20 protein-coding genes are annotated in these 21,457 nt (G+C 69.5%); 9 read left to right on the top strand and 11 right to left on the bottom strand.

The annotated features are described in order from the left end of the window. The first annotated feature begins 69 nt into the window (after positions 1-69). On the top strand, positions 70-1,065 hold the full coding sequence (locus ACDP63_RS10755; RefSeq protein WP_409928021.1) for a flagellin: 996 nt from the start codon (positions 70-72) through the stop codon (positions 1,063-1,065). Beyond that, positions 1,062-2,162, top strand: a complete 1,101-nt coding sequence (locus tag ACDP63_RS10750) for a flagellar basal body P-ring protein FlgI (RefSeq protein ID WP_028709775.1) — start codon at positions 1,062-1,064, stop codon at positions 2,160-2,162. The genes ACDP63_RS10755 and ACDP63_RS10750 overlap by 4 nt, the downstream gene beginning before the upstream one ends. A 96-nt stretch (positions 2,163-2,258) precedes the next feature. On the opposite strand, the gene ACDP63_RS10745 is transcribed toward ACDP63_RS10750, so the two are convergent. After that, positions 2,259-2,909: a carbonic anhydrase gene (locus tag ACDP63_RS10745; protein ID WP_024844046.1), complete on the bottom strand. Its 651-nt coding sequence runs from the start codon at positions 2,907-2,909 to the stop codon at positions 2,259-2,261. Between the two features lie 145 nt (positions 2,910-3,054). Between ACDP63_RS10745 and ACDP63_RS10740 the strand changes: the two genes are divergently transcribed. The 5 genes from ACDP63_RS10740 (at position 3,055) to ACDP63_RS10720 (ending at position 8,086) form a co-directional block, all read left to right on the top strand. Continuing rightward, positions 3,055-3,432, top strand: a complete 378-nt coding sequence (locus ACDP63_RS10740; RefSeq protein ID WP_024844045.1) for a hypothetical protein — start codon at positions 3,055-3,057, stop codon at positions 3,430-3,432. A gap of 72 nt (positions 3,433-3,504) precedes the next feature. After that, entirely contained in the window at positions 3,505-4,902 is a 1,398-nt protein-coding gene (locus ACDP63_RS10735) for a leucyl aminopeptidase family protein (protein ID WP_024844044.1), read from the top strand. Beyond that, a complete protein-coding gene (locus ACDP63_RS10730) occupies positions 4,899-5,750 on the top strand; it encodes a C40 family peptidase (RefSeq protein ID WP_024844043.1) in 852 nt (283 codons plus the stop codon). The genes ACDP63_RS10735 and ACDP63_RS10730 overlap by 4 nt, the downstream gene beginning before the upstream one ends. A 24-nt stretch (positions 5,751-5,774) precedes the next feature. Beyond that, on the top strand, positions 5,775-6,830 hold the full coding sequence (locus ACDP63_RS10725; protein ID WP_024844042.1) for a saccharopine dehydrogenase: 1,056 nt from the start codon (positions 5,775-5,777) through the stop codon (positions 6,828-6,830). A gap of 68 nt (positions 6,831-6,898) precedes the next feature. Continuing rightward, positions 6,899-8,086 carry a PQQ-dependent sugar dehydrogenase gene (locus ACDP63_RS10720; RefSeq protein WP_024844041.1) on the top strand — a complete coding sequence of 396 codons (1,188 nt, stop codon included), beginning with the start codon at positions 6,899-6,901 and terminating at the stop codon, positions 8,084-8,086. Between the two features lie 182 nt (positions 8,087-8,268). Here the strand turns inward: ACDP63_RS10720 and ACDP63_RS10715 are convergent, their stop codons facing one another. From ACDP63_RS10715 to ACDP63_RS10670, 10 genes are all read right to left on the bottom strand, one after another. Next, a complete protein-coding gene (locus tag ACDP63_RS10715) occupies positions 8,269-8,640 on the bottom strand; it encodes a DUF3775 domain-containing protein (RefSeq protein ID WP_024844050.1) in 372 nt (123 codons plus the stop codon). Positions 8,641-8,688: 48 nt separating this feature from the next. Continuing rightward, positions 8,689-9,066: a hypothetical protein gene (locus ACDP63_RS10710; RefSeq protein WP_231493188.1), complete on the bottom strand. Its 378-nt coding sequence runs from the start codon at positions 9,064-9,066 to the stop codon at positions 8,689-8,691. A gap of 260 nt (positions 9,067-9,326) precedes the next feature. Further along, the gene (gene mutL, locus ACDP63_RS10705; RefSeq protein WP_024844040.1) at positions 9,327-11,138 is read right to left on the bottom strand and encodes a DNA mismatch repair endonuclease MutL; all 1,812 of its coding nucleotides are present in this window, start codon (positions 11,136-11,138) and stop codon (positions 9,327-9,329) included. Between the two features lie 43 nt (positions 11,139-11,181). Continuing rightward, positions 11,182-12,510, bottom strand: coding sequence for a M16 family metallopeptidase (locus ACDP63_RS10700; RefSeq protein WP_024844039.1), 1,329 nt, complete (start codon positions 12,508-12,510; stop codon positions 11,182-11,184). Further along, positions 12,507-13,916 (bottom strand): M16 family metallopeptidase, encoded by a 1,410-nt coding sequence (locus ACDP63_RS10695; protein WP_024844038.1) that lies wholly within the window; start codon positions 13,914-13,916, stop codon positions 12,507-12,509. Before ACDP63_RS10695 ends, ACDP63_RS10700 begins: the two co-directional genes overlap by 4 nt. A 95-nt stretch (positions 13,917-14,011) precedes the next feature. Then, positions 14,012-14,584 (bottom strand): DUF3035 domain-containing protein, encoded by a 573-nt coding sequence (locus ACDP63_RS10690; RefSeq protein ID WP_024844037.1) that lies wholly within the window; start codon positions 14,582-14,584, stop codon positions 14,012-14,014. 31 nt (positions 14,585-14,615) lie between these two features. After that, on the bottom strand, positions 14,616-15,311 hold the full coding sequence (lspA, locus tag ACDP63_RS10685) for a signal peptidase II (RefSeq protein WP_024844036.1): 696 nt from the start codon (positions 15,309-15,311) through the stop codon (positions 14,616-14,618). Next, positions 15,311-16,900, bottom strand: coding sequence for a bifunctional phosphoribosylaminoimidazolecarboxamide formyltransferase/IMP cyclohydrolase (purH, locus tag ACDP63_RS10680; protein ID WP_024844035.1), 1,590 nt, complete (start codon positions 16,898-16,900; stop codon positions 15,311-15,313). The genes lspA and purH overlap by 1 nt, the downstream gene beginning before the upstream one ends. Before the next feature lie 40 nt (positions 16,901-16,940). Continuing rightward, positions 16,941-18,590 carry a heparinase II/III family protein gene (locus tag ACDP63_RS10675; RefSeq protein ID WP_036764540.1) on the bottom strand — a complete coding sequence of 550 codons (1,650 nt, stop codon included), beginning with the start codon at positions 18,588-18,590 and terminating at the stop codon, positions 16,941-16,943. 28 nt (positions 18,591-18,618) lie between these two features. After that, positions 18,619-19,902 (bottom strand): RsmB/NOP family class I SAM-dependent RNA methyltransferase, encoded by a 1,284-nt coding sequence (locus tag ACDP63_RS10670; protein WP_024844033.1) that lies wholly within the window; start codon positions 19,900-19,902, stop codon positions 18,619-18,621. A 54-nt stretch (positions 19,903-19,956) separates the two neighbouring features. Here ACDP63_RS10670 and ACDP63_RS10665 point away from each other — a divergent pair, with 54 nt between their 5' ends. Beyond that, positions 19,957-20,130, top strand: coding sequence for a DUF1674 domain-containing protein (locus ACDP63_RS10665; RefSeq protein WP_036747342.1), 174 nt, complete (start codon positions 19,957-19,959; stop codon positions 20,128-20,130). 157 nt (positions 20,131-20,287) lie between these two features. After that, positions 20,288-21,457, top strand: a complete 1,170-nt coding sequence (locus ACDP63_RS10660; RefSeq protein WP_024844032.1) for an efflux RND transporter periplasmic adaptor subunit — start codon at positions 20,288-20,290, stop codon at positions 21,455-21,457.

The raw sequence follows: 21,457 nt of genomic DNA, 5'->3' as shown, positions 1-21,457 counted from the left end.
GTTCCTGGTCTTGTATGCGGGGGGTGTGGGTCTGCTCATGCCCTCCAGCTACCATACTGGATTCACAAGATGAATCCCTCACAGGATTTGTGCAACAGAGCCCAGCAGGGGCTGAAAGCCAGGCTGGACCGGCTGACCCAGGAAATGATGACCGGGGACAAATCGGATATTCCCAAGACGCTGGGCGGGGATCTGTCGGGGATCTCGCATATCGAATCCCGACTGAAGCTGCTGACCACGTTCCAGCAAAACGCATCGGAAGCGCAAACCCGGCTGGCCGGCATGCAGGCCGCGCTCGGGCAGATCCACGATGTCGTGGACGATCTCGGCCCCCGGTTGCTGACGGAGCCCAATATTCTGGACGAGCATGACCTGAGGGCGCGTGCCGACAGCATCAACCGGGATTTCCAGTCTATGCTTGCTACCCTGAACACCACCAGCGCCGGGCAACATCTTTTTGCAGGCAACCGGACCGACGGTCCGGCACTGACCGGTTTTGAAACGATCCTCGCGGAGCTGAATACCGCGGTCTCTGGCGCGACCACGGCGGCGGCTATCGCAAACCGTATCGACGCATGGTTCGCTGCGCCACAGGGGGCTGGGGGCTTTTCCGACACGGTCTACCGGGGTAGCGATAACGGCAGTACCCGGTTCTTGATTTCGCCCGATCATCGGATCGACAGCAATCTTTCGGCCAATTCGGTGGAACTGCGCGACACGCTCAAGGGAATGGCCATGATCGCCTATGCTTCGGAAGCCGGGCCGGCAATGGACGCAAAGACCTTGCGCGATCTTTTCTCCGAAGCCGGGGTCCGACTGGCCAAGGCAACGATCGGATTGACTGCTGCCCGCGCCGATCTGGGCCAACAACAAGCCGCCGTCACCCAGGCGCAGGCCAGAAACTCGGCCGAAACAACAACGCTATCCATCGCGCGCACGAACATGATCGGTGCCGACCCCGCTGAGACCGCCACTGCCTTGGAGGAAACAGAAGCAAAGATTCAAAGTCTCTATGCCATCACGGTTCGGCTTTCCCGTCTCAGCCTCGCGGACTACCTGTCATGAGGTTTTTATGCCTTCTGCTGATCCTGTTCGGCCTTGCCGCTCCCGGACTCGCAGCGCCGGTCCGGATCAAGGATCTGGCCAATATCGACGGCGTCCGGGGCAACGATCTGGTCGGTTATGGCCTTGTCGTCGGTCTGAGCGGTTCGGGCGACAGCTTGCGAAACTCGCCTTTTACCGAAGAGATCATGGCCGGATTGCTGGAACGACTGGGCGTTAATGTCACTGACGAAGCATTCCGGCCCAAGAACGTGGCGGCGGTGATCGTCACAGCGACCCTGCCGCCCTTTGCGCGTGCCGGTTCGCAGATCGATGTCAGCGTGGCCGCGATAGGCGATGCGAAAAGCCTGCTGGGTGGCACATTGGTCATGACGCCGCTGAGCGCGGCAGACGGCGAAATATACGCCGTAGCGCAAGGCTCGGTTCTGGCTGGAGGAACGGAAGCCTCCGGTGCAGCCGCCTCGGTCGTCCAAGGCGTGCCGACAACAGGAACCATCCCCTCGGGCGCGCGGGTGGAGCGGGAGGTGGCCTTCGATTTCTCGCAGATGACAAACCTGCGCCTGGCGTTGAGGAATCCCGATTTCACCACAGCAGCCCGCGTGGAGGCTGCGATCAATCGCACGCTGGGACGTGGACTGGCCGAGCTTGTCGATTCGGGAACCATCGTGATCGACTCGACCGTTTTGGGCCGGGTCAACCCGGCGCGGCTTATGGGACAGATCGAGAATATCACCGTCGAGCCCGAGACAGCCGCTCGCGTCGTCATCGATCACAAATCTGGCACTATTGTCATGGGCGAGGATGTGCGCATCTCGCGGGTGGCGGTTTCCCAGGGCAACTTGACCCTGCGGGTGCGGGAAACACCTGTCGTGTCGCAACCGAATCCCTTCTCTCCGGGAGAAACCGTGGTTCTGCCCAGGACGCAGGCCGAAATCACCCAGGAACCGGGGATCGGCTTTGCCGAAATATCCGGTGAATCATCCTTGTCCGAGGTGGTCGCGGGGCTCAACGCCCTGGGCATCAGGCCCCGCGACATGATTGATATCTTGAAGGCGGTTCATGCCGCTGGGGCGCTGCATGCCGAATTCATCGTGAACTGAACCGGAACAACCACTCGGCGCAGGGCCTTTGCGCTTCCGAGGCCGGACTTTCCCGGCCGCATCTGCAACCGGCCGATGTCGGTGCGACGGGCGGACTCAGATGACCGGCGTGAATCCCCCAGCCTGATGATCGTATTGTTCCAGCGTTCCCTCGGCGATGTCGTGCAAGACTCCGTGCAAGGACAGGTTCCCTGATTCGACTGCGGTTTTCACAAAGGGAAAGGTCATCAGGTTTTCAAGCGAAACCAGGACGGCCTGCCGTTCGAGCCCGCGAATCTGCTGTTCGGGCGGCAGCGTCGCCACGCGCTCGTAACCCGGTCGCAGGATGTCCATCCAGCGGCCGACAAAGCTGGATTTTTCCTCGAGCTCGGGCGCATGGCCGGAACACATGGCATGGCATCCCTGCACGCCGCCGCAATTGGTATGTCCCACCACGACCACATGGGCGACCTTGAGCGTGTTCACCGCATATTCGACCGCGGCCGAGGTTCCATGCTGCTCACCGTCCGGCGCATAGGGCGGAACCAGATTCGCGATGTTGCGGTGAATGAAGAACTCACCTGTATCCGCCCCGAAGATCGAGGTCACATGAACGCGCGAATCGCAACAGGCGATGACCATGGCGCGGGGATGCTGGCCGTCCTCGGCCAGGCGGCGATACCAGACACGATTTTCGACAAAGGCTGTGGCGCGCCAGCCGTGGTAGCGCTGGACCAGATACAGCGGCAGTGGACGTGCTTCTTTCATTCCTATCCTCATCTACCGATCGCAAGAGTGATAGCGGCTGAACCGATAAAGTTCGAGTGGTTTAGCGCGCGCTGTATAACCTTTTCTTGATGGATTGGTGCCAGCTTGCGCCTCGGCGCGACAGAAAGCCCAGATGGGAGCGGGAATGACGAAGATTGCAGTTCTGAGCATGGACGAGACCGTTCGGATCGACGTGCAAAGGCTTGAACAGATCGTTCGTGAACTGGGGGAACCCGCGGCGGGCCGGATTATCGGTGCGGCGCTGGAACAGCTTGCGCTTGCGCTCGGCCGCACGGTGGCAGCCTCGCAGCGGGGCGACCTGGGGGTCGTCGTCGCCAACGCCGACCAGCTTTCGCGATTGGCTTGGCAGGTCGGGCTCGTCACCCTGGCCGGTGTCGCCATAGATGTCGGCGCTTGCGCGGAACGCCAGGACGATCCGGCGCTTGCTGCCACCACCCGCAGGCTTGAGCGGATCGGCAACCGGTCGTTGACCCAGCTGTGGGATTCGCCGGAATCCCCTTGAACGAACGCGCCCTTGCAGCCCTTGGCCGGGGCGTTAGGGTGCCGCAAAGGACAGAAGGTCACGAAAATGCCGATGATACCCCGATTTGCCGATCCCGATGCCCCCTCGCTTCCGCTTTGGCTGGTCCGGTCGGGCGATGCCGGGCCGGATCTGCCCCCCGACATCGGCCCCCTGGCCGCGACCTGGGCCAAGGCGCAGGGTTTTGCGGCCAAGCCCGGCCAGGTTTGCCTGCTTCCCTTGCCGGATGGCGGGCTTGGCGGCGCGCTGTTCGGCCTTGGCCCCCAGCCCGCGGATCGCCCCGCGCGCGAACGCTTTGCGCTGGCGCGGGCGGCCGAGGTGCTGCCTGCCGGCAATTGGCATCTGGCGAATTTCCCCCAGGATTTCGATCTGGGCCTGGGCGCCCTGGGCTGGCTTTTCGCGCAGTATCGCTTTGACCGCTACAAGCGGATCGAGGCGCCCGGCGCCCGCCTTGTCTGTCCCGAGGGGCTGGACCGCGACCGGCTGATCGCCATGGCCGCGGGCGAGTATCTGGCGCGCGACCTGATCAACACCCCGGCCTCGGACATGGGGCCGGGCGAGCTGGAACAGGCGGCCCGCGACCTGGCCCTGCGGCATGGCGCCGGGATCGAGGTGATTGGCGGCGACGATCTGATCACTCGCAACTTTCCCATGATCCACGCCGTCGGCCGGGCCGGCGCGCAGCCCCCGCGGCTGATCGACATCCGCTTTCCGGGCGAGGGGCCGCGGCTGACGCTGGTCGGCAAGGGGGTCTGTTTCGATACCGGCGGGCTGGACATCAAGCCGGCCGCCTCGATGGCGCTGATGAAGAAGGACATGGGCGGCGCGGCCAATGTGCTGGGCCTGGCCGAGACCCTGGCCCGGCTGGGCCTGCATCGCGACATGCGGCTGCGCATTCTGATCCCGGCGGTGGAAAACGCCATTTCTGCCAATGCTTTCCGCCCCGGCGACATCCTGATCAGCCGCAAGGGCCTGACGGTCGAGGTCAACAATACCGATGCCGAGGGCCGGCTGGTGCTGGCCGATGCGCTGGCGCTGGCGGAGGAGGAGGCGCCGGAGTTGCTGGTGTCGATGGCGACGCTGACCGGCGCCGCCCGCGTGGCGCTTGGCCCCGAACTGCCGCCCTTCTTCTGCGACGACGACGCGCTGGCGGCCGCGATCCAGGGCGCTGGCCGGGCCCATGGCGACCCGGTCTGGCGCCTGCCCTTCTGGGAACCCTATGAGGCGATGATCGAGCCGGCCATCGCTGATCTGGACAATGCACCCTCGGGCGGGTTTGCCGGGGCGATCACTGCGGCGCTGTTCCTGCGCCGCTTTGCCGGTCGGGCGCGGGCCTATGCGCATTTCGACATCTATGGCTGGCAGCCAAGCGCCGCGCCTGGCCGGCCCAAGGGCGGGGCGGGCCAGGCCATGCGCGCCATCCTGCACGCCCTGCCGGAAATCCTGCGATGACCGCGCCTGCCGACCGCCGGCTGACCCCGGCGACCGAGCGGGTCGCGCTGGAATCCCTGCGCGGCATCCTGGAGCGTCCGGCCTATACCCCCGGGCAGCCGATGCGGTTGGCCGCGCCGCTGGCCGATCTGTGCCGCGCGCCCTGCGGCGCCCGCGACCGCCAGCTGAATTTCGGCGCCGACCTGGTGCAGCTGGAACAGGCCGAGGGCTGGGCCTTCGTGCAGGCGGCGGCCGACGGCTATTGTGGCTGGGTCCGGGCCGAGGGGTTGAGCCGGCAGATGCCGGCCATCACCCACCGGGTCAGCGCCCCGGCCACCCATGTCTATGCCGAGCCGGACATGAAAACCCCCGAGCAGATGCGGCTGTCGCTGGGCGCGCGGCTGACGGTCGTCGCCATGCGGGACGGTTTCGCCCGGCTGGCGCAGGGCGGCTGGGTGCCGGCGCAGCATATCTCGGACCGGGCCGAGCGCGACCCCGCCGCGGTGGCCGAGCGTTTCCTGGGCACGCCCTATCTGTGGGGGGGCAACAGCCGCTGCGGCATCGACTGCTCGGGCCTGGCGCAGGCTGCGCTGGCGGCCTGCGCCGTGCCCTGTCCGGGCGACAGCGACATGCAGGAAGCCGCTTTTCCCCCGGCCGACGGCGCGATCCGCCGCAACGACCTGCTGTTCTGGCCCGGCCACGTCGCCCTGGCGCTGGACGGCGAGCGCATGATCCATGCCACCGCCTTCGCCATGGCGGTGATCGTCGAGCCCATAGCCCAGGCCGTCACCCGCATCGACGCGGCCGGACAGGGACCGTTCCGCGGCGCCAGGCGGCCCTCGCTTGCCGTGCAGGCGCCATTTCCCTAGCCTCGACCGGAAAGGAGGGTGCGTATGGTTCATCTCTGGGTCCGCGCGGAAAGCCGCGCCAATGAACAGCGGGTCGGCATCACCCCGGCAGGCGTGGGCGAGTTGATCGCGCAGGGCTTTCGCGTCACGGTCGAGGAAAGCCCGCATCGTGTCCTGCCCGTCGCCGATTATGCCGCGGCCGGGGCCGAGATCGCGCCCGCGGCTTCATGGCCCGGCGCCCCGGCCGAGGCCATCGTCTTTGGCCTCAAGGAACTGCCCGAGGACGGCACGCCCCTGGCGCATCGCCACATCATGTTCGGCCATGCCTACAAGGGCCAGCCGGCCGGGCTGGCGCTGCTGCGCCGGTTTCGCGACGGCGGCGGCGCGCTCTATGACCTGGAATACCTGACCGACGAAAGCGGCCGGCGGCTGGCGGCCTTCGGCTATTGGGCCGGTTTCGCCGGGGCAGCGGTCTCGCTGAAGGCTTGGGCGGCGCAGCGGCGCGGCAGCCTCTGCGGGCCGGTCGCCGCCTGGCCCTCGCAAGAGGCGATGCTGGACGAGCTGCGGGCCGAGCTGGACGCGACCGGCGCGCCGCGGCCGCATGCCATCGTGGTGGGCGCGCTGGGGAGGGTGGGCAGCGGCGCTTCGGACCTGCTGGGCCGCATGGGGGTGCGGGTCACGAAATGGGACATGGCCGAGACGGCCGGCGGCGGCCCCTTCCCCGAGATCCTGGCGCATGAGCTGTTCGTCAATTGCATCCTGGCCGGGCCGCAGACCCCGGTTCTGGTGCCGCCCGAGGCGGTCGGGCCCGGCCGGGCGCTGACGGTGATCGGTGACGTCGCCTGCGATCCCTCCAGCGATTTCAACCCGGTCAAGGTCTATGATCGCGCGACCGACTGGCACCGGCCGGTGGTCCGTGTCGCCGCGCACCCGCCGCTGGACGTGATGGCGATCGACAACCTGCCCTCGCTCTTGCCGCGCGAAAGCGCGCTGGATTATGCTGGGCAGCTGTTGCCGGTTCTGAAGCGCCTCGACCGCATCGACGAGGGGGCTTGGGGCAGGGCAGCGGCGCTGTTCCGGGACCATCTGACCGCGCCTTGACCCCCGGCCGGGAACGCAAGCGGCGGCCGGGACGTTGGGCCGCAAACCCCAGTCAGACGGATGCGACCATGATGACGCGACCCGCCGCCATTGCCGCCAGCCTTGCCCTGTGCCTTGCCGCCCCGCCGGCGCTGGCCGAGCTGAACGACCGCCCGCCGAATGCCAGCGGGCAGAGCCCGGCCTTTCCGGGCCAGACCCGCGCCCCCGAGATCCGCCAGCAGATCCCCATGGCCCGGACCCCCTTGATCCGTGGGCTCAGCAATCCCTGGGGCATGGCGCTTTTGCCCGATGGCGGCCTGCTGATCACCGAACGCACCGGCACGCTGCGGCTGTACCGTGATGGCCAGCTGTCCCAGCCGATCCAGGGCATGCCCGAGGCCGATGCCCGCGGCCAGGGCGGGCTTCTGGACGTGGCGGTGGCCCCGGATTTTGACCGGACGCGGCAGGTCTGGTTCAGCTTTTCCGAGCCGCGCGGCAATGGCCGCAACGCCACCGCGGTCGGCACCGGTCGGCTGTCGGCCGATGGCACCGCGCTGGAAGAGATGCGGGTGATCTTCCGGCAGGAGCCGGCCTGGGATTCGACCCTGCATTTCGGCTCGCGCCTGGTCTTCGACCGGCAGGGCCAGCTGTTTGTCACCACCGGCGAACGCTCGCGCCCCGAGCCGCGGCAACTGGCGCAGGATCTGGGCACGCATCTGGGCAAGGTGCTGCGCATCGACCCCGTCACCGGTAGCCCCGCGCCCGGCAACCCGTTCAGAGACGGGCAGGCCCGGCCCGAAATCTGGTCCTGGGGCCATCGCAACATCCAGGCGGCGGCCTTGGACGGGCAGGGCCGGCTATGGACCGTCGAACACGGGCCGCAGGGCGGCGACGAGCTCAACCTGCCGCAGGCCGGGCGCAACTATGGCTGGCCGGTGATCACCTATGGTCAGGATTACAGCGGCGCCCCAATCGGCCGGGGCATCACCCAGCGCGAGGGGATGGAGCAGCCGGTCTATTACTGGGATCCGGTGATCGCGCCCAGCGGCATGCTGTTCTATCAGGGTGCCATGTTCCCGGAACTGCAAGGCGACGCGCTGATCGGCGGCTTGCAGGCCGGCGCGGTGGTGCGGCTGCGCATCGAGGGCGATCGCGTGACCGGAGAGCAGCGCCTGCTGGAAGGCATCGGCCGGGTGCGCGACATCGAACTGGCGCCGGACGGGGCGCTGCTGGTCCTGACCGATGCGGGCGAACTGATCCGGCTGGCGCGGGACTGACGGCGGGCGCGCCTTCGCAACCTGGCCAGGGCCCAGGCGCCCGATTGCCGGGCGGGGCGGCGACCGCCGGTCCCGGTCATGCGGCCGGACCGGGGCCGGGGAACCTGCGACCGCTTTCGCAGTCCTTGGCCGTCGCTGGTGTGGTGCGGAATCGCCGCTGTTCCTTGCCAGGGACCGGATGGCTAGACCGGGCGCTGCAACGCGTCCTCGGCATCTTCGGGCGAGATACCAAGCGCCTCCATCCCGGCTTCCAGATAGTCGGCCAGCTGCGGCTCGCCCATCAGGTAGTCCTCGGTGGGGGTACTGCGCTCGGCCTTGGCGGTCTCGATCGCCTCGTCCAGATCCTCGGGGCCGAAGGTGTCGCGGCCGATCCACATCACCGCGACCAGGCTGGCCTGCTCGTCCTCGTTCAGGCTGGCGATGAACTCGGCCAGCTCGGTCTGCGTGCCATGGCCCTTGCGATGCCCGCTATGCGCCCAGGGGTTGATGCCGCTGTCGTATTCGCGGGCGCGGATGATGACATGGGCGATCTTTTCGGGGCTGATTTCCAGCATGGCGGCACCTCCGGGACTATCCATTTGTCGCCCCGAGCGGCGCCGGGGTCAATCGGGATCGAAGCGATGGCTGAAGCGGGCGATGCCCTCGGCCGCGGCGCATGCGACGATGCCGGCCGTCTCGGCGTCCTTGGCCGCGCGCCAATCGCCATGGTCCGGGCGGTTCTCATGCGGCAGCCGGTGCGGGGAAAAGCCCAAGCGGGCCTCAAGCCGGGGCAGGTCGGCACTGAGATGTTCGAGCTTCGGGCAGGGCGCCGGGGATTCGCCCTGCGGTCCGGTCAGGTAAGGCCGCGTCGGGATCGACAGCCGCGCCTGCGTCATCGGGTCGCGCAGGAAATCGGCAAAGCCCGCCGCCTCGGCCGGCCGCACCGAGAGGGGCGCAAAGCCCCGCCCGCCCAGCCAGGAATGATCGCTCGGCGCCTGCACCCAGGGGGGGGCCGCACCAGGGTAAAGACCAGGCAATCCGCCAGGGCGGCTGGATCGACCGGGCCTTGAATATCGGCCATCGTCGAAGGCTCTGACAACCGCACGCGCGTGGCCAGGTTCTTGACGCGGCGGCGGTTGCGGCCCTTGGGCGTGTCGGATGGGATGATGTCATCCTTGCCCGACACGCATCTCCAACCCCAGCGCGGTGCCGCCGGTTTTCGAAATATGGACAAGGACATAGCGATGCCGGTGCGAGGCGATCATCGCCCGAAAAGCCGCTCGATATCCGCCAGCTTCAACTCGATCCAGGTCGGGCGGCCGTGGTTGCATTGGCCGGATTTCGGCACCCGCTCCATCTCGCGCAGAAGTGCGTTCATCTCCTCCGCCGACATGCGCCGGCCCGAGCGCACCGAGCCGTGGCAGGCCATCGAGGACAGCACCGCATCGACCCGCGCCCGCAGCCGGTCCGATGCGCCCTGATCGGCCAGGTCGTCCAGGATGTCGCGGATCAGCCGCCGGGCGTCCAGGCGCTGGATCAGCGCCGGCACCTCGCGCACCGCCACGGCGCCGCCGCCGAAGGGCTCGATCACCAGCCCCAGCGCGGCAAGATCCTCGGCGATGGCCAGGATGCTTTGGGCGTCGGATTCGGACAGCTCGACGATCTCGGGGATCAGCAGGGCCTGGCTGGCGATGCCGCTGGCATCAAGCTGCGCCTTCAGCCGCTCATAGACCAGCCGCTCATGCGCGGCATGCTGGTCGACGATGACGATGCCATCGGCGGTCTGGGCGATGATCCAGTTCTCGTGCAATTGCGCGCGGGCGGCGCCGAGCGGCGCCTCGACCGACGCTTCGGGCTCCGGCTCGACCCTTGCGGTCGGCGCCTCGGCGAAACCCGGCGCCTGAAAGGCCAGGCTGGCGGCGATGGCCGGGGCCGAGGGGCGGGCGGGGCCGTAATGCGCCTGATAGCGGCGCGGCGGCTCGGAAACGGGTTCCGCCCGCGCCACTCCCAGCGCCGCCGCGGCCACGGTGGACGAGCTGCGATGCCCCGCCCCCGCCAGCGCGTGACGCAAGGCAGAAACCACCAGCCCGCGGGCAATGCCGGGTTCGCGGAACCGGACCTCGGCCTTGGCAGGATGCACGTTCACGTCGACCTGGTGCGGGTCGCAGGCCAGAAACAGCACCGCTGCCGGATGCCGCCCCGAGGCCAGCACGTCCATATAGCCCGCCCGCAGCGCCCCGGTCAGCAGCTTGTCGCGCACCGGCCGGCCGTTGACGTAAAGATGCTGCGCCACCGCCGCGCCGCGCGAATAGGTCGGCAGCGCGGCAAAGCCGGTCAGGGTGATGCCGTCGCGCGTCGCGTCGATGGGCAGGGTGTTGTCGATGAACTCGCGACCCATGACGCGCGCGAGCCGGGTCTGCAGGGCGCCGAACAGCTCGCCCTGCTCGGCATCGGCGCGGAACAGCAACCGGCCCTCGTCCTCGTCGGTCAGGGTGAAGCCGACATAGGGTTCGGCCATGGCCAGGCGGCGGACGACCTCGGCCACGGCCTGGGTCTCGGCCCGGTCCGAGCGCAGGAATTTCAGCCGCGCCGGGGTGGCAAAGAACAGGTCGCGCAGCTCGACCACGGTGCCGCGATTGCCGGCGGCGGGCTTGACCGGGCCGATGCGCCCGCCCGTGACGGCGATCTGCGCGCCGTCATGGCCGGCGGCGCGGCTGGTGATCGACAGCCGGCCCACCGCGCCCAGGCTGGGCAGCGCCTCGCCGCGAAAGCCGAAGCTGCGGATGTCCAGCAGGTCGCTGCCGTCGATCTTGCTGGTCGCGTGCCGGGCCAGGGCCAGCGGCAGATCCTCGGCCGTCATGCCGCAGCCGTCGTCGCTGACGCGGATCAGCGCCTTGCCGCCCTTGGCGATGGCGATGTCCACCCGCGCGGCCCCGGCATCCAGCGCATTCTCGACCAGTTCCTTGACCGCCGAGGCCGGGCGCTCGACCACCTCGCCCGCCGCGATGCGGTTGGCGGCGGCCTCGTCCAGCTGCCGGATCACGGGGCGCATCTGGGGGTCGTGATTGTTCATGCCCCCAGATCTAGCATTTCCCGCTGCGCCGGGAAAGGATTCGTCAATTGGTGGCGTCGATACCCTCGGGCCGGCCGACCAGAACGAAGCGGATCTGGCCGGCATGCAGCAGGCGCTTGGCGACGCGCTGCACGTCCGCGGCCGTCACCGCCTCGATCTTGCCGTTGCGGGTGTTGACGTAATCCGCCGGCAGGCCGATCAGCTGCATCCCGGCCAGAATGCCGGCGATCTTGCCGTTGCCGTCGAAGCGCAGCGCATATTCGCCGGTCAGATAGGTCTTGGCATCGGCCAGTTCCTTTTCCGTCACGCCGCCCTGGGCGAACCGGTCCCATTCCTGGCGGATCAGGCCGACCGCCTCGGCCACCTTGTCGTTGGCGCTGGCCATGCCGCCCTGCCAGGTCTCGCCATAGACGCCGTTCGCAAGGCCGGTGCGCACGCCATAGGTCAGCCCGCGCTTTTCGCGGATCTCGTCCATCAGCCGCGAGGAAAAGCCGCCGCCGCCCAGGATGTGATCGGCGACATAGGCGGCGAAGTAATCCGGGTCGGACATGGGCAGGCCGGGCTGGGCAAAGCTGACCACCGTCTGCGGGCTGTCCCAGTCGATCACCGTCACCCCGCCGGTCAGTTGCAGCCGGGCCTTGTCCGGCAGCGGGGCCGAGCCCTGCTCGGGCAGCCCGCCCAGCACCTTGTCGATCAGCCGGCCCAGTTCCTCGGCACTGATATCGCCAGCGGCCGCCACCACCACGCGGTCGCGGGCCAGAACGCGGTCCTTGGCCGCGATCAGGTCGTCGCGGCTCAGCGCCGCCACCGATTCGGCGGTGCCGTTGATCGAGCTGGCATAGGGATGCTCACCCCAGGCCTGCCGCGCCAGCTCCTTGCTGGCGATGGCGTTCGGGTCGGTCGCCTCGGCGCGGATCACCGCCTGCAGCTGCGCCCGCACCCGTTCGACGGCATCGGGGTCGAAGCGCGGCTCGGCCAGTGCCTGGCGCAGCAATTCGGCCGCCTCATCGCGGTTCTCGGTCAGCATGCGGGCATTGACGGTCAGCGCGTCGTCACCGACATCGAAACGGTTCTGTGCGCCCAGCCCCTCGACCGCCTCGGCATATTGCACCGAGTCCATCTGGCCCGAGCCTTCTTCCAGCAGCGCGGTCATCAGGCTGATCTGGCCGCGCTTGCCCGGCGCGTCCAGGCTGGCGCCGCCCCGGAACATCAAGGACAGCGCGGTGAAGGGGATCGAGTGATCCTCGACCAGCCAGGCCGTGATGCCGCCGGGCGAGGTGATCTGCTGGATCTCGATGGCGCGGGCCTGCTGAAGGCTGGCCGGCAGCGCGGCCAGCGCGACGAAGGCAAGGGCGGCAAGGGCGCGGATCATTCGGCTTCTCCCGGATTGTCGGTATCGGCAGAGACGGGTTCGGGCGCGGAATCGGCGCGGGCCTCGACCGGCGCCTCCGGCGGCGGCAGCAGCCAGCCGGTGACGCTGGCCCGGCTTTCCAGCACCAGTTTCGCGGCGGCCCGGATGTCCTCGGGGGTGACGGCGGCCAGGATGTCGGGCCAGTCGTTCACGTCCTCGACGGTCAGGCCGGTGGCCAGGCCCTGGCCATAGTCATAGGCCCGGCCATGCGCCGAATCCTGGGCATAGACGCGGCCGGCGCGGATCCGGGTCTTGACCCGCTCCAGCTGCGCGGGATCGGGGCCATCGGCCAGGAACTTCGCCAGCGCCGCGTCCAGCGCCGCCTCGGCCTCGGCATTCGACACGCCCGGCGCCGGCACCATCGAGATCGCGAAGGTGGTCGGATCGACCGCGAACCCGTCATAGGAGGCATTCACGTAAAGCGCCTTGCCGGTCAGAACCAGGTCGCGGGCCAGGACCGAGGTCTGGCTGGAACCCGCCAGCAGGTTGGCCAGCACGGTCAGCGCCGCGGCCTGCTGCTGTTCGCCCCGGTTGCGTTCGGGTGCGATCACGCTGCGGATCATCACCGGCTGGGCGACGCGGGCATCCACCCGCTCGATCCGCCGGGGCGAGCGCTGGATCGGTTCCTGCGGGCGCGGCTTGCGAGCGGCATCGGGCTTGGGCGGGATAAGGCCGTAATATTCTTCCGCCAGCTCCCGGACCTGCTCGGCCGTCACGTCGCCGGCGATGACCAGAACGGCGGCGTTCGGGGCGTAATGCGCGTCATACCAGGCGATGGCGTCCTCGCGCGTCAGCCCCTCCATCTCCTGCCGCCAGCCGATTACCGGGCGGCCGTAAGGGTGATTGTAGAACTGCACGGCGCTGCGTTCCTCGGCGAATTGCGCGCCGGGGTCGCTGTCGGTGCGCTGCGAGCGTTCCTCCAGCACCACCTGCCGCTCGGCCTGCCAGTCGTCCTCGCCGATCTTCAGATTGGCCATGCGGTCGGCTTCCATCTCCATGATCAGCGGCAGCCGGTCGCTGGCGATGCGCTGGAAATAGGTGGTGAAGTCATAGCTGGTAAAGGCGTTGTCCATGCCGCCATTGGCGGTCACGGTCCTGGAAAGCTCGCCCGGTCCCAGCTTGTCGGTGCCCTTGAACATCAGGTGCTCCAGGTAATGCGCGATGCCGGACTTGCCCGGCTGCTCGTCGGCCGAGCCGATGCGATACCACAGCATCTGCACGACGACCGGGGCGCGATGATCCTCGATCACCACGGCTTCAAGGCCGTTATCCAGGGTGAAATGGCTGATTCCCTCGGGCATTTCCGCCAGCGCGGGCGATGCGGCCAGCATGAGCGCAAGCGGTGCAAGTCGGGTCAGGATGGTCATGGGCAGGCTCCGGTTCCGGGTCGCGCCATGAACCTGCCCTTGTGCGCGGGTGCGCGCAAGCCTGCCGCCCCTCATCTCGGCGTGATCGGGGGCGATCAGTCCTCGCGCAGGATCGGCACGCGGTCGCGGACGCTGGGCCGGACCATCTCGCCGCCCCGGCTCATGCCGCGCGGGGGCGCGGCGGGCAGTTGCACGCCGGTCGGCCGCCACCGCTCCAGCTCCGTCCAGCTGTCCAGCGTCATCGAGTCATAGGCGCGGTAATAGACATTGGTCCGCGCCAGCACCTCGAGCGCGCGGCGGGAATGGCGGCTGCGCCAGGCCAGATCCTCTTGCGCGGTGGTCTGGCGGATCGCCGGGTCGCGGCCCAGCCGCGAGGCATGGGCGATCAGCGCCGCGTCCGCGGCGCCGACGCCCTGGGCGGAAAGCTGGCCGGGATTGCCGCCCAGCGCCGCTACGGCATCGGCATGGGGCGTCGGATCGGTGATGTTGCCGCCCCCCGGCGTCGGTGTCGGCAGCACGTTCAGGTCGGCCGGCATCTGCAAGGGCCTGGTCGGCAGGATCGAGAACTCGTCAGGGCTGGAGCGGCCGGCGCTGGTGTTCATCAGACGCGGATCGCTGCTGCAAGCGGCCAGCAGCAGCGTGGTCATGGTCAGCGCGATCGCCCGCATCTTCCGTCCCTCTTGTTCTTCCGGCCCGTTCTTAGCGCGTATTGCCGGGCTCGTCACGGGTCTTGTCGTCCAGCGCCAGTTCCGCCTGCGCATCCTCGCCGGGCAGCGTCGGTTCGCCGTTCGCGGGGCGGGGTTTCGGCGCCCGCGGCTTGGCCGGGGCGCGGCGTTTCCTGGGCTCGGGCTTCTTTTCCGGCGGCAGCAGCACCAGTCCCAGCGCACCCAGGAAGATCGCGATATCGGCCACGTTGAAGCTATAGGGGTTGCGCCAGCCCGGCAGCGACATGTTCAGGAAATCCGCGACCGCGCCATAGGTCAGCCGGTCCACGACATTGCCCAGCGCGCCGCCGATCAGCAGCCCGGCCGAAAGTTGGGCAAAGCGCGAGGGCTTGGCGCGTCCGACCCAGATCCCGACCCAGAGGCAGACGGCCAGGGCGATGGCGATCAGCACCCAGCGCATCACCTCGACATCGCTGGCGAACAGGCCGAAATTCATGCCTTGGTTCCAGGCCATGCGCAGGTTCAGCCAGGGGTCGATCACGTCGATCTCGCGCAGCTGGTCCAGCCGCAGCACATGCACGACCAGGTATTTCAGTGCCTGATCCAGCAGGAAGACCAGCCCCGCCACCAGCGCCACATTGCGCCCGACGCGCGGCGGCGGCGGCTTTTTCGAGCGCCGCTTCCGGGCCGCCGGGCTTTTCCGCGGCTTGGGGGTCGCGGTCTCGGCCATCAGTGGCGGAAATGCCGCTGGCCGGTAAAGACCATGGCCAGGCCCAGCCGGTCCGCGGCCTCGATCACCTCGGCGTCGCGCATCGAGCCGCCGGGCTGGATCACCGCCCGCGCGCCCGCCGCCGCCAGCGCCTCGACCCCGTCCGCGAAGGGGAAGAAGGCGTCAGAGGCCACCGAGGAACCGATGGTCAGCGCCTGCGCGAGGCCCAGCGCCTCGGCCATATCCTCGGACTTGCGCTTGCCGATGCGGGTCGAATCGACGCGGCTCATCTGGCCGGCGCCGATGCCGACGGTCGCCAGGTCGCGGGCATAGACGATGGCGTTCGACTTCACATGCTTGGCCACGGTCCAGGCGAAAAGCAGGTCGGCCAGTTCCTGATCGGTCGGCTGGCGCTTGGTCACCACCTTCAGGTCGGCGGGCAGAATGCGGCCGTTGTCGCGGCCTTGCACCAGGAAGCCGCCGGCGACCTGGCGGAAGGCCAGCCCCGGCGCGGCCGGATCGGGCAGCCCGCCGGTGGTCAGCAGGCGCAGGTTCTTCTTGGCGGCGAAGATTTCCTTCGCCTCGTCACTGGCGTCGGGGGCGATGACCACCTCGGTAAAGATCTCGGTGATCGCTTGCGCGGTCTCGGCGTCCAGCGTGGTGTTCAGCGCGATGATGCCGCCGAAGGCCGAGGTGCGGTCGCAGTCGAAAGCGCGCCGATAGGCATCGACGGCGCTGTCGCCGCGGGCCACGCCGCAGGGGTTGGCGTGCTTGATGATCGCCACCGCCGGGCCCTGGGCCGGGTCGAACTCGGCCACCAGTTCAAAGGCGGCGTCGGTGTCGTTGATGTTGTTGTAGGAAAGCTCCTTGCCCTGCCATTGCCGCGCGGTGGCGACGCCCGGCCGGTCCGAGCCGTCCTTGTAGAAGGCGGCGGACTGGTGCGGGTTCTCGCCATAGCGCAGGCTTTGCGCAAGCTGGCCCGAAAAGCTGCGCCGGCGCGGCGTTTCCTCGCCGATGGCGCCGGCCATCCAGGTCGAGACCGCGGCGTCATAGGCGGCCGTCCGGGCATAGGCGATCTGCGCCTGCCGCTGGCGGAAGGCCAGGCTGGTGCGGTCGTCATTGGCGTCAAGCTCGGCCAGCACGGCGGCGTAATCCTCGACATCGACCACCACCGTCACGAAGGCGTGGTTCTTGGCGGCGGCGCGGATCATCGCCGGACCGCCGATGTCGATGTTCTCGATGCAATCGTCATGGGCGGCGCCCTTGGCCACCGTCGCCTCGAACGGATACAGGTTGACGACCAGCAGGTCGATCATGCCGATCCTGTGCGACCGGGCGGCGGCCATGTGCTCCTCGTTGTCGCGCAGCGCCAAGAGACCGCCATGGACCACCGGGTGCAGCGTCTTGACCCGGCCGTCCATCATCTCGGGAAAGCCGGTCACGTCGGCCACGTCCACCACGCTCAGCCCCGCCTCGCGCAGCGCCTTGGCGGTGCCGCCGGTGGACAGGATCTCGACGCCCCGCGCCGAAAGCGCCCGCGCGAAATCGATCAGCCCGGTCTTGTCGGAAACGGAAATCAGCGCGCGCTTCAGCGGAATGCGGTCGGTCATCGGTCGGTAGCCCCGTGCGGTGGATGGCGGATTTGGCCCGTCACCTACCCCCGGAACGCGCCAAGGTCCAGCCGATCTGGATCGCCCGGCCCAGCAGATGCGCGGAAATCACCATCTGCCGCGAGGGGCGCGGCTCGGCCAGGGCGCGGTCGAGCAGGCAGGACGCCTCCAGCCGCAGCTGCCCCACGCCGTCATGGGTGAACAGCCATTCCTCGCCACCCGGCAGGGTCAGGTGGATGTCCTGCCCCTGCTGGCGGGCCTGGACCTCGGGGTGCAGGTGGAAGCGGATGTCGAAGGCCAGCCCCTCCTCCGGACGGACCTGGTCCAGCCGGGCCTGGGCGCTGGCATCCAGCGCCGCCAGCGAATCCTCGCCCTTGAGGCCCATGCCGTCGGGGTCGAGCCATAGCTCGCGCAGATGCGTCAGCCCGTGGCTGGCCAGCCAGCCGTCATGGCCGGCCAGCAGATGCGCCGGTTCCGGCGAATGCGCCGGGCCGCAATCCGGGGCGGTCAGGTTGCCCAGCGCGTCGCAATCGCCGGCCCAGACCAGGTCGGGACGCTCGGTCAGGATGTCGGGCTCGCCCTCCTGCCGGTTCGGGTTCAGCCGCGACGAGGACAGGCCGGCCAGGCACAGCGCCGAATGGCAGGGCGTGGCGCGGCTGGCCCTGGCCCAGAGCGGGCCGAAGCCGTCGCCGGGGCCGCAATTCACGATCAAGGGCTGGCGCGCCACGGTCAGTTCGAAGGCCAGGGTCGAGGCATGGGCGCGCACCGCCGCCGGACCGCCGGGCGGCGGCGCCGCATCCAGGATCAGCGTGGTGCGGGCCCGCGCCATGCGGGCAAAGCCCATGGCCAGCCCGCTGGCCGGCAGGGCGGGGCCTTCGGCCGCGCGCAGGCAGCGGTCGAGCCGCCCGGCCGCGCCGCGCCCGCCGCCATGGAAGCTGGGCAGCGCGCCGTCGGCATGGCGCAGCGCCCGCAGGATCGGCGCGATCTCGGCGATGATGGCGCGCAGCTCGGGCGGGCAGTCCAGCCCCACCTCTTCGGCGACCTCCTGCGCCCAGACCAGCAGCGCCATCGCCTCCAGCAGCGATTCGGGCGCGCGCGCCTCGGACAGGGTGGCGACGCCCATGGCGTCGGCCTCTTCGGCCAGGGCGATCAGCGCCGGCTGCGCCAGGGCCTGGCGGTCGCGCAGCGACATGGCGCCGATGGCGAGCCCCGCCAGCGCCTCGATCCGGCACAGCCCGTCGGTGCTGTCGAACCATCTGTCGCGCAGGTGAAGCAGGTGCTGGTCGAGGGCGCGGAAATAGGGCTCGGCCCCGTCGCGGTCCAGGCCCGGCAGGATCATCCCGGCATGGAAGATCCAGCGCAGCACCCGCCGCCCGGCGACCTGGGGCGCCCATTCCGGCGTCTCGGGCTGCGGCTGACGATGCCGGCGCAGCCAGCGCAGCACATGGTCCTGGGCGATGGCGCGGGCACGGGGCGTGCCCACGGCGGCAAGATCGTCGAGCCAGCCGAAGCCGGCCAGTTCGGCCGCGACGCTGGCGGGCAGGTCGGCGGCGAAGAAATCGCCCGAGAGCGTGATGCCGCCCAGGTGCAAGGTACCCGCGGCGATCTGTTCGCCGCGGCCGGGATGGCCGATGGCCTTGGGTTCGGGGCGGCGCAGGAATCCCCGGGGCGCGACGGTGCTATCGGTCATGGGCAACATTCACTAGGACGGCGCAACCTTAGGTCCGCTCGGCGGATTTCCGCAAGCGCGCGATGAAGAACCCGTCCATGCCGCCGCGTTCCGGCCACAGGTCCGGGCGCAGCCGCAAGCCGCCTCCGGGCGTGATCCAGCCCGGCTCGATGCCGGTGGCGCGGGGCGGCTCGACCGCCAGGCCGGGATGGCGGGCCAGGGCGGCGGCCAGCTGGTCCTCGCCCTCGGCCGGCAGGAGCGAGCAGGTGGCATAGACCAGCCGCCCGCCGGGCTTGAGCAGCGTGAGTGCATGGTCGATCAGCCGCGCCTGCAATCCGGTCAGTTCGGCAAGGCCGGCACCGTCGCGGATGCGCGGCAGCTCGGGATGGCGGCGGATGGTGCCGGTAGCCGAGCAGGGCGCATCCAGCAGCACCGCGTCCAGCGGCTGGTCGGGGTGCCAGTCCAGCGCATCCGCCGCGACCAGCCGGGCGGAAAGCCGGCAGCGGGCCAGGTTCTCGGCCACGCGGGCCAGGCGCGGCTCGGAGATGTCCAGCGCCGTGACCTCGGCCCCGGCGGCGGCGAGTTGCAGCGTCTTGCCGCCGGGCGCGGCGCAAAGATCGGCGATCGCCTCGGCCGGCTGCGGATCGAGCACCCGCACCGCCAGCGCGGCGGCCGCGTCCTGCACCCACCAGTTCCCCTCGGCATAGCCGGGCAGGGCCGAGACCTGCGCGGCGGCGGGCAGCCGGTGCGAGCCGGTCGGCAGCGCCTCTCCGGGACAATCCGCGTCCCTGGGCGTCAGGTCCAGGGCTGCGCCGGCCTCATGCGCGGCCTCGATGGCGCGGGCGATATCCTCGCCCCAGGCGGCGACGATGGGGGCGCGCAGCCAGGGCGGCATCTTTTGCGGCGAGAGCCGCGCCCAGGCCTCGGCGGCGCCGGCGATCTTGCGCAGCACCGCGTTCACCATGCCGGCCGCCGCCTGTCCCTTTGGCCCCGAGGCGCGGGCCAGAGCCACGGCGGCGTTGACCGCGCCATGCGGCGCCTCGCCCAGGGCCAGCATCTCGACGGTGGCCAGCCGCAGGATGCGCATGATCTCGGGCCGCGGCCGGCGGGCCAGCAGCGGCGCCAGCAGCAGGTCGGCGCGGTCCGCCCGGCGCAGCACCTCCAGCGCCAGGCGGCGGGCGCGGGCGCGGTCGGGCGGCGACAGGCGCTCGGTCAGCGCCGCCGCCTCGTCCAGCGTCGCGCCCTCGTCCACCGCGCCGAGCAGGCGCAGCGCGCCCTTGCGCGCCCCGTCCCTGGTCCCGTCCCTGACCGTCTTGCCCTGTGCCTTGTCCAAAGCCTGCCCCTTGCCTAGATTGGTCCGGTCTAGCGTGAAGCAGGGGAAACCGCCATGACCGACCGCAAGGATCTGCCGCCCGCCGCCCAGCGCGCGCTGGCCGAGGCCGAGGAGCGCCGCCGCAAGCAAAAGCCGCTGGAGCTGCCGGTCGAACTGGGCGGGCGCGACGGGCCCGAGCCGGTGCGCTATGGCGATTACGAAAAGAAGGGCATCTGCGTCGATTTCTGATCCGCTGCGCCCGGCCGCCCGGTCGCATGGGTATTTGGAGAACGGAGAAATCCACCCTGCTGGCGAATCCGTGATCGGGAATGAGCCGGCCGTTTACTTGCCATTGGGGTTCGGCGTCTAAACAATGCGCCAACCACCAAACCGCAAGGAACGGCAGATGGCCTCTGGGCAGGGGATGATGAGATGGGCGGCGCTGGCGATCCTGCTGGCGGGCCCGGCTTTCGCGCAGCAGGGACCGGGGGCGCGCGGACCGCAAGGTCCGACCCAGGTCGGGGTGATGGCCACTGCCGAGGAGGACGTGCCCTATACTGTCACCCTGCCCGGCCGCGCCATCGCCTATCAGCAGACCGGCATCCGGCCGCAGGTCGGCGGGGAAGTCCTGGAGATCGCCTATGATCCCGGCAGGCCGGTCAAGGCCGGCGACGTGCTGTTCCGGCTGGACCCCGAGACCCTGGCCGCGGCGCTGGCCGCTGCCGAGGCCGCGGTGGCCGGGGCCGAGGCCAGCCTGACCCAGGCGCAGAATACCGTCACCCGCTATCGCCGGCTGGAGGGGTCGGGCGTCTCGGCCGTGGAGCGGGCCAATGCCGAGGTGGCGCTGAAACAGGCCGAGGCCGACCTGAAATCGGCCGAAGCCGCGCGGGACGCGGCGCGGCTGGCCTTGCAGCGCACCGAGATCAGGAGCCCGCTGGACGGGGTGGCGGATGTGGCGGCGGTCTCGGTCGGGGATCTGGTGACGGCAAGCCAGTCCGAATCGCTGACCACCATCACCCAGCTCGACCCGATCTATGTCGATGTCTCGGAATCCAGCGCCCGCATGCTGCGCAACCGGGCGCGCATCAGTGCCGGCCAGCTGGTCGTCAACGGCGGGGTAACGACGCAGCTGATCCTGGAGACCGGCGAGGAATACCAGGGCGAGGGGCGGATCGTCAGCCCCGGCATCGCGGTCTCGCCCACCACCGGCACGGTGCCGATCCGGCTGCAATTCGACAATCCCGACCGGATGATCCTGCCCGGCCAGTTCCTGCGCGTGCAGCTGACGCTGGGCACCACCCGCGCCGTGCTGGTGCCGCAGCGCGCGACCAGTCGCGCCTCGGACGGCACGCTGACCGCCTTTGTCGCCCGCGACGGCAAGGCGCAGCAGGTCACGCTGAGCGAACAGGGCAGCTATCGCAACAGCTGGATCGTCACCCAGGGCATCAATCCGGGCGAGCAGCTGATCGTGGACGGGCTGGAAAACCTGCGCGCCGGCGCCGAAATCGCCACCGTCCCCGTCACCATCGACGCCCAGGGCGTCGTGCGCGAGGTCGATGAGCGCGGGGAAGGCTAG

It is taken from the genome of Paracoccus sp. P2, assembly GCF_046335115.1.
GTDB lineage: Bacteria > Pseudomonadota > Alphaproteobacteria > Rhodobacterales > Rhodobacteraceae > Paracoccus > Paracoccus pantotrophus.
Note: the sequence above shows the minus strand (reverse complement) of the source record. Positions and strands in the feature narration are given on the sequence as shown.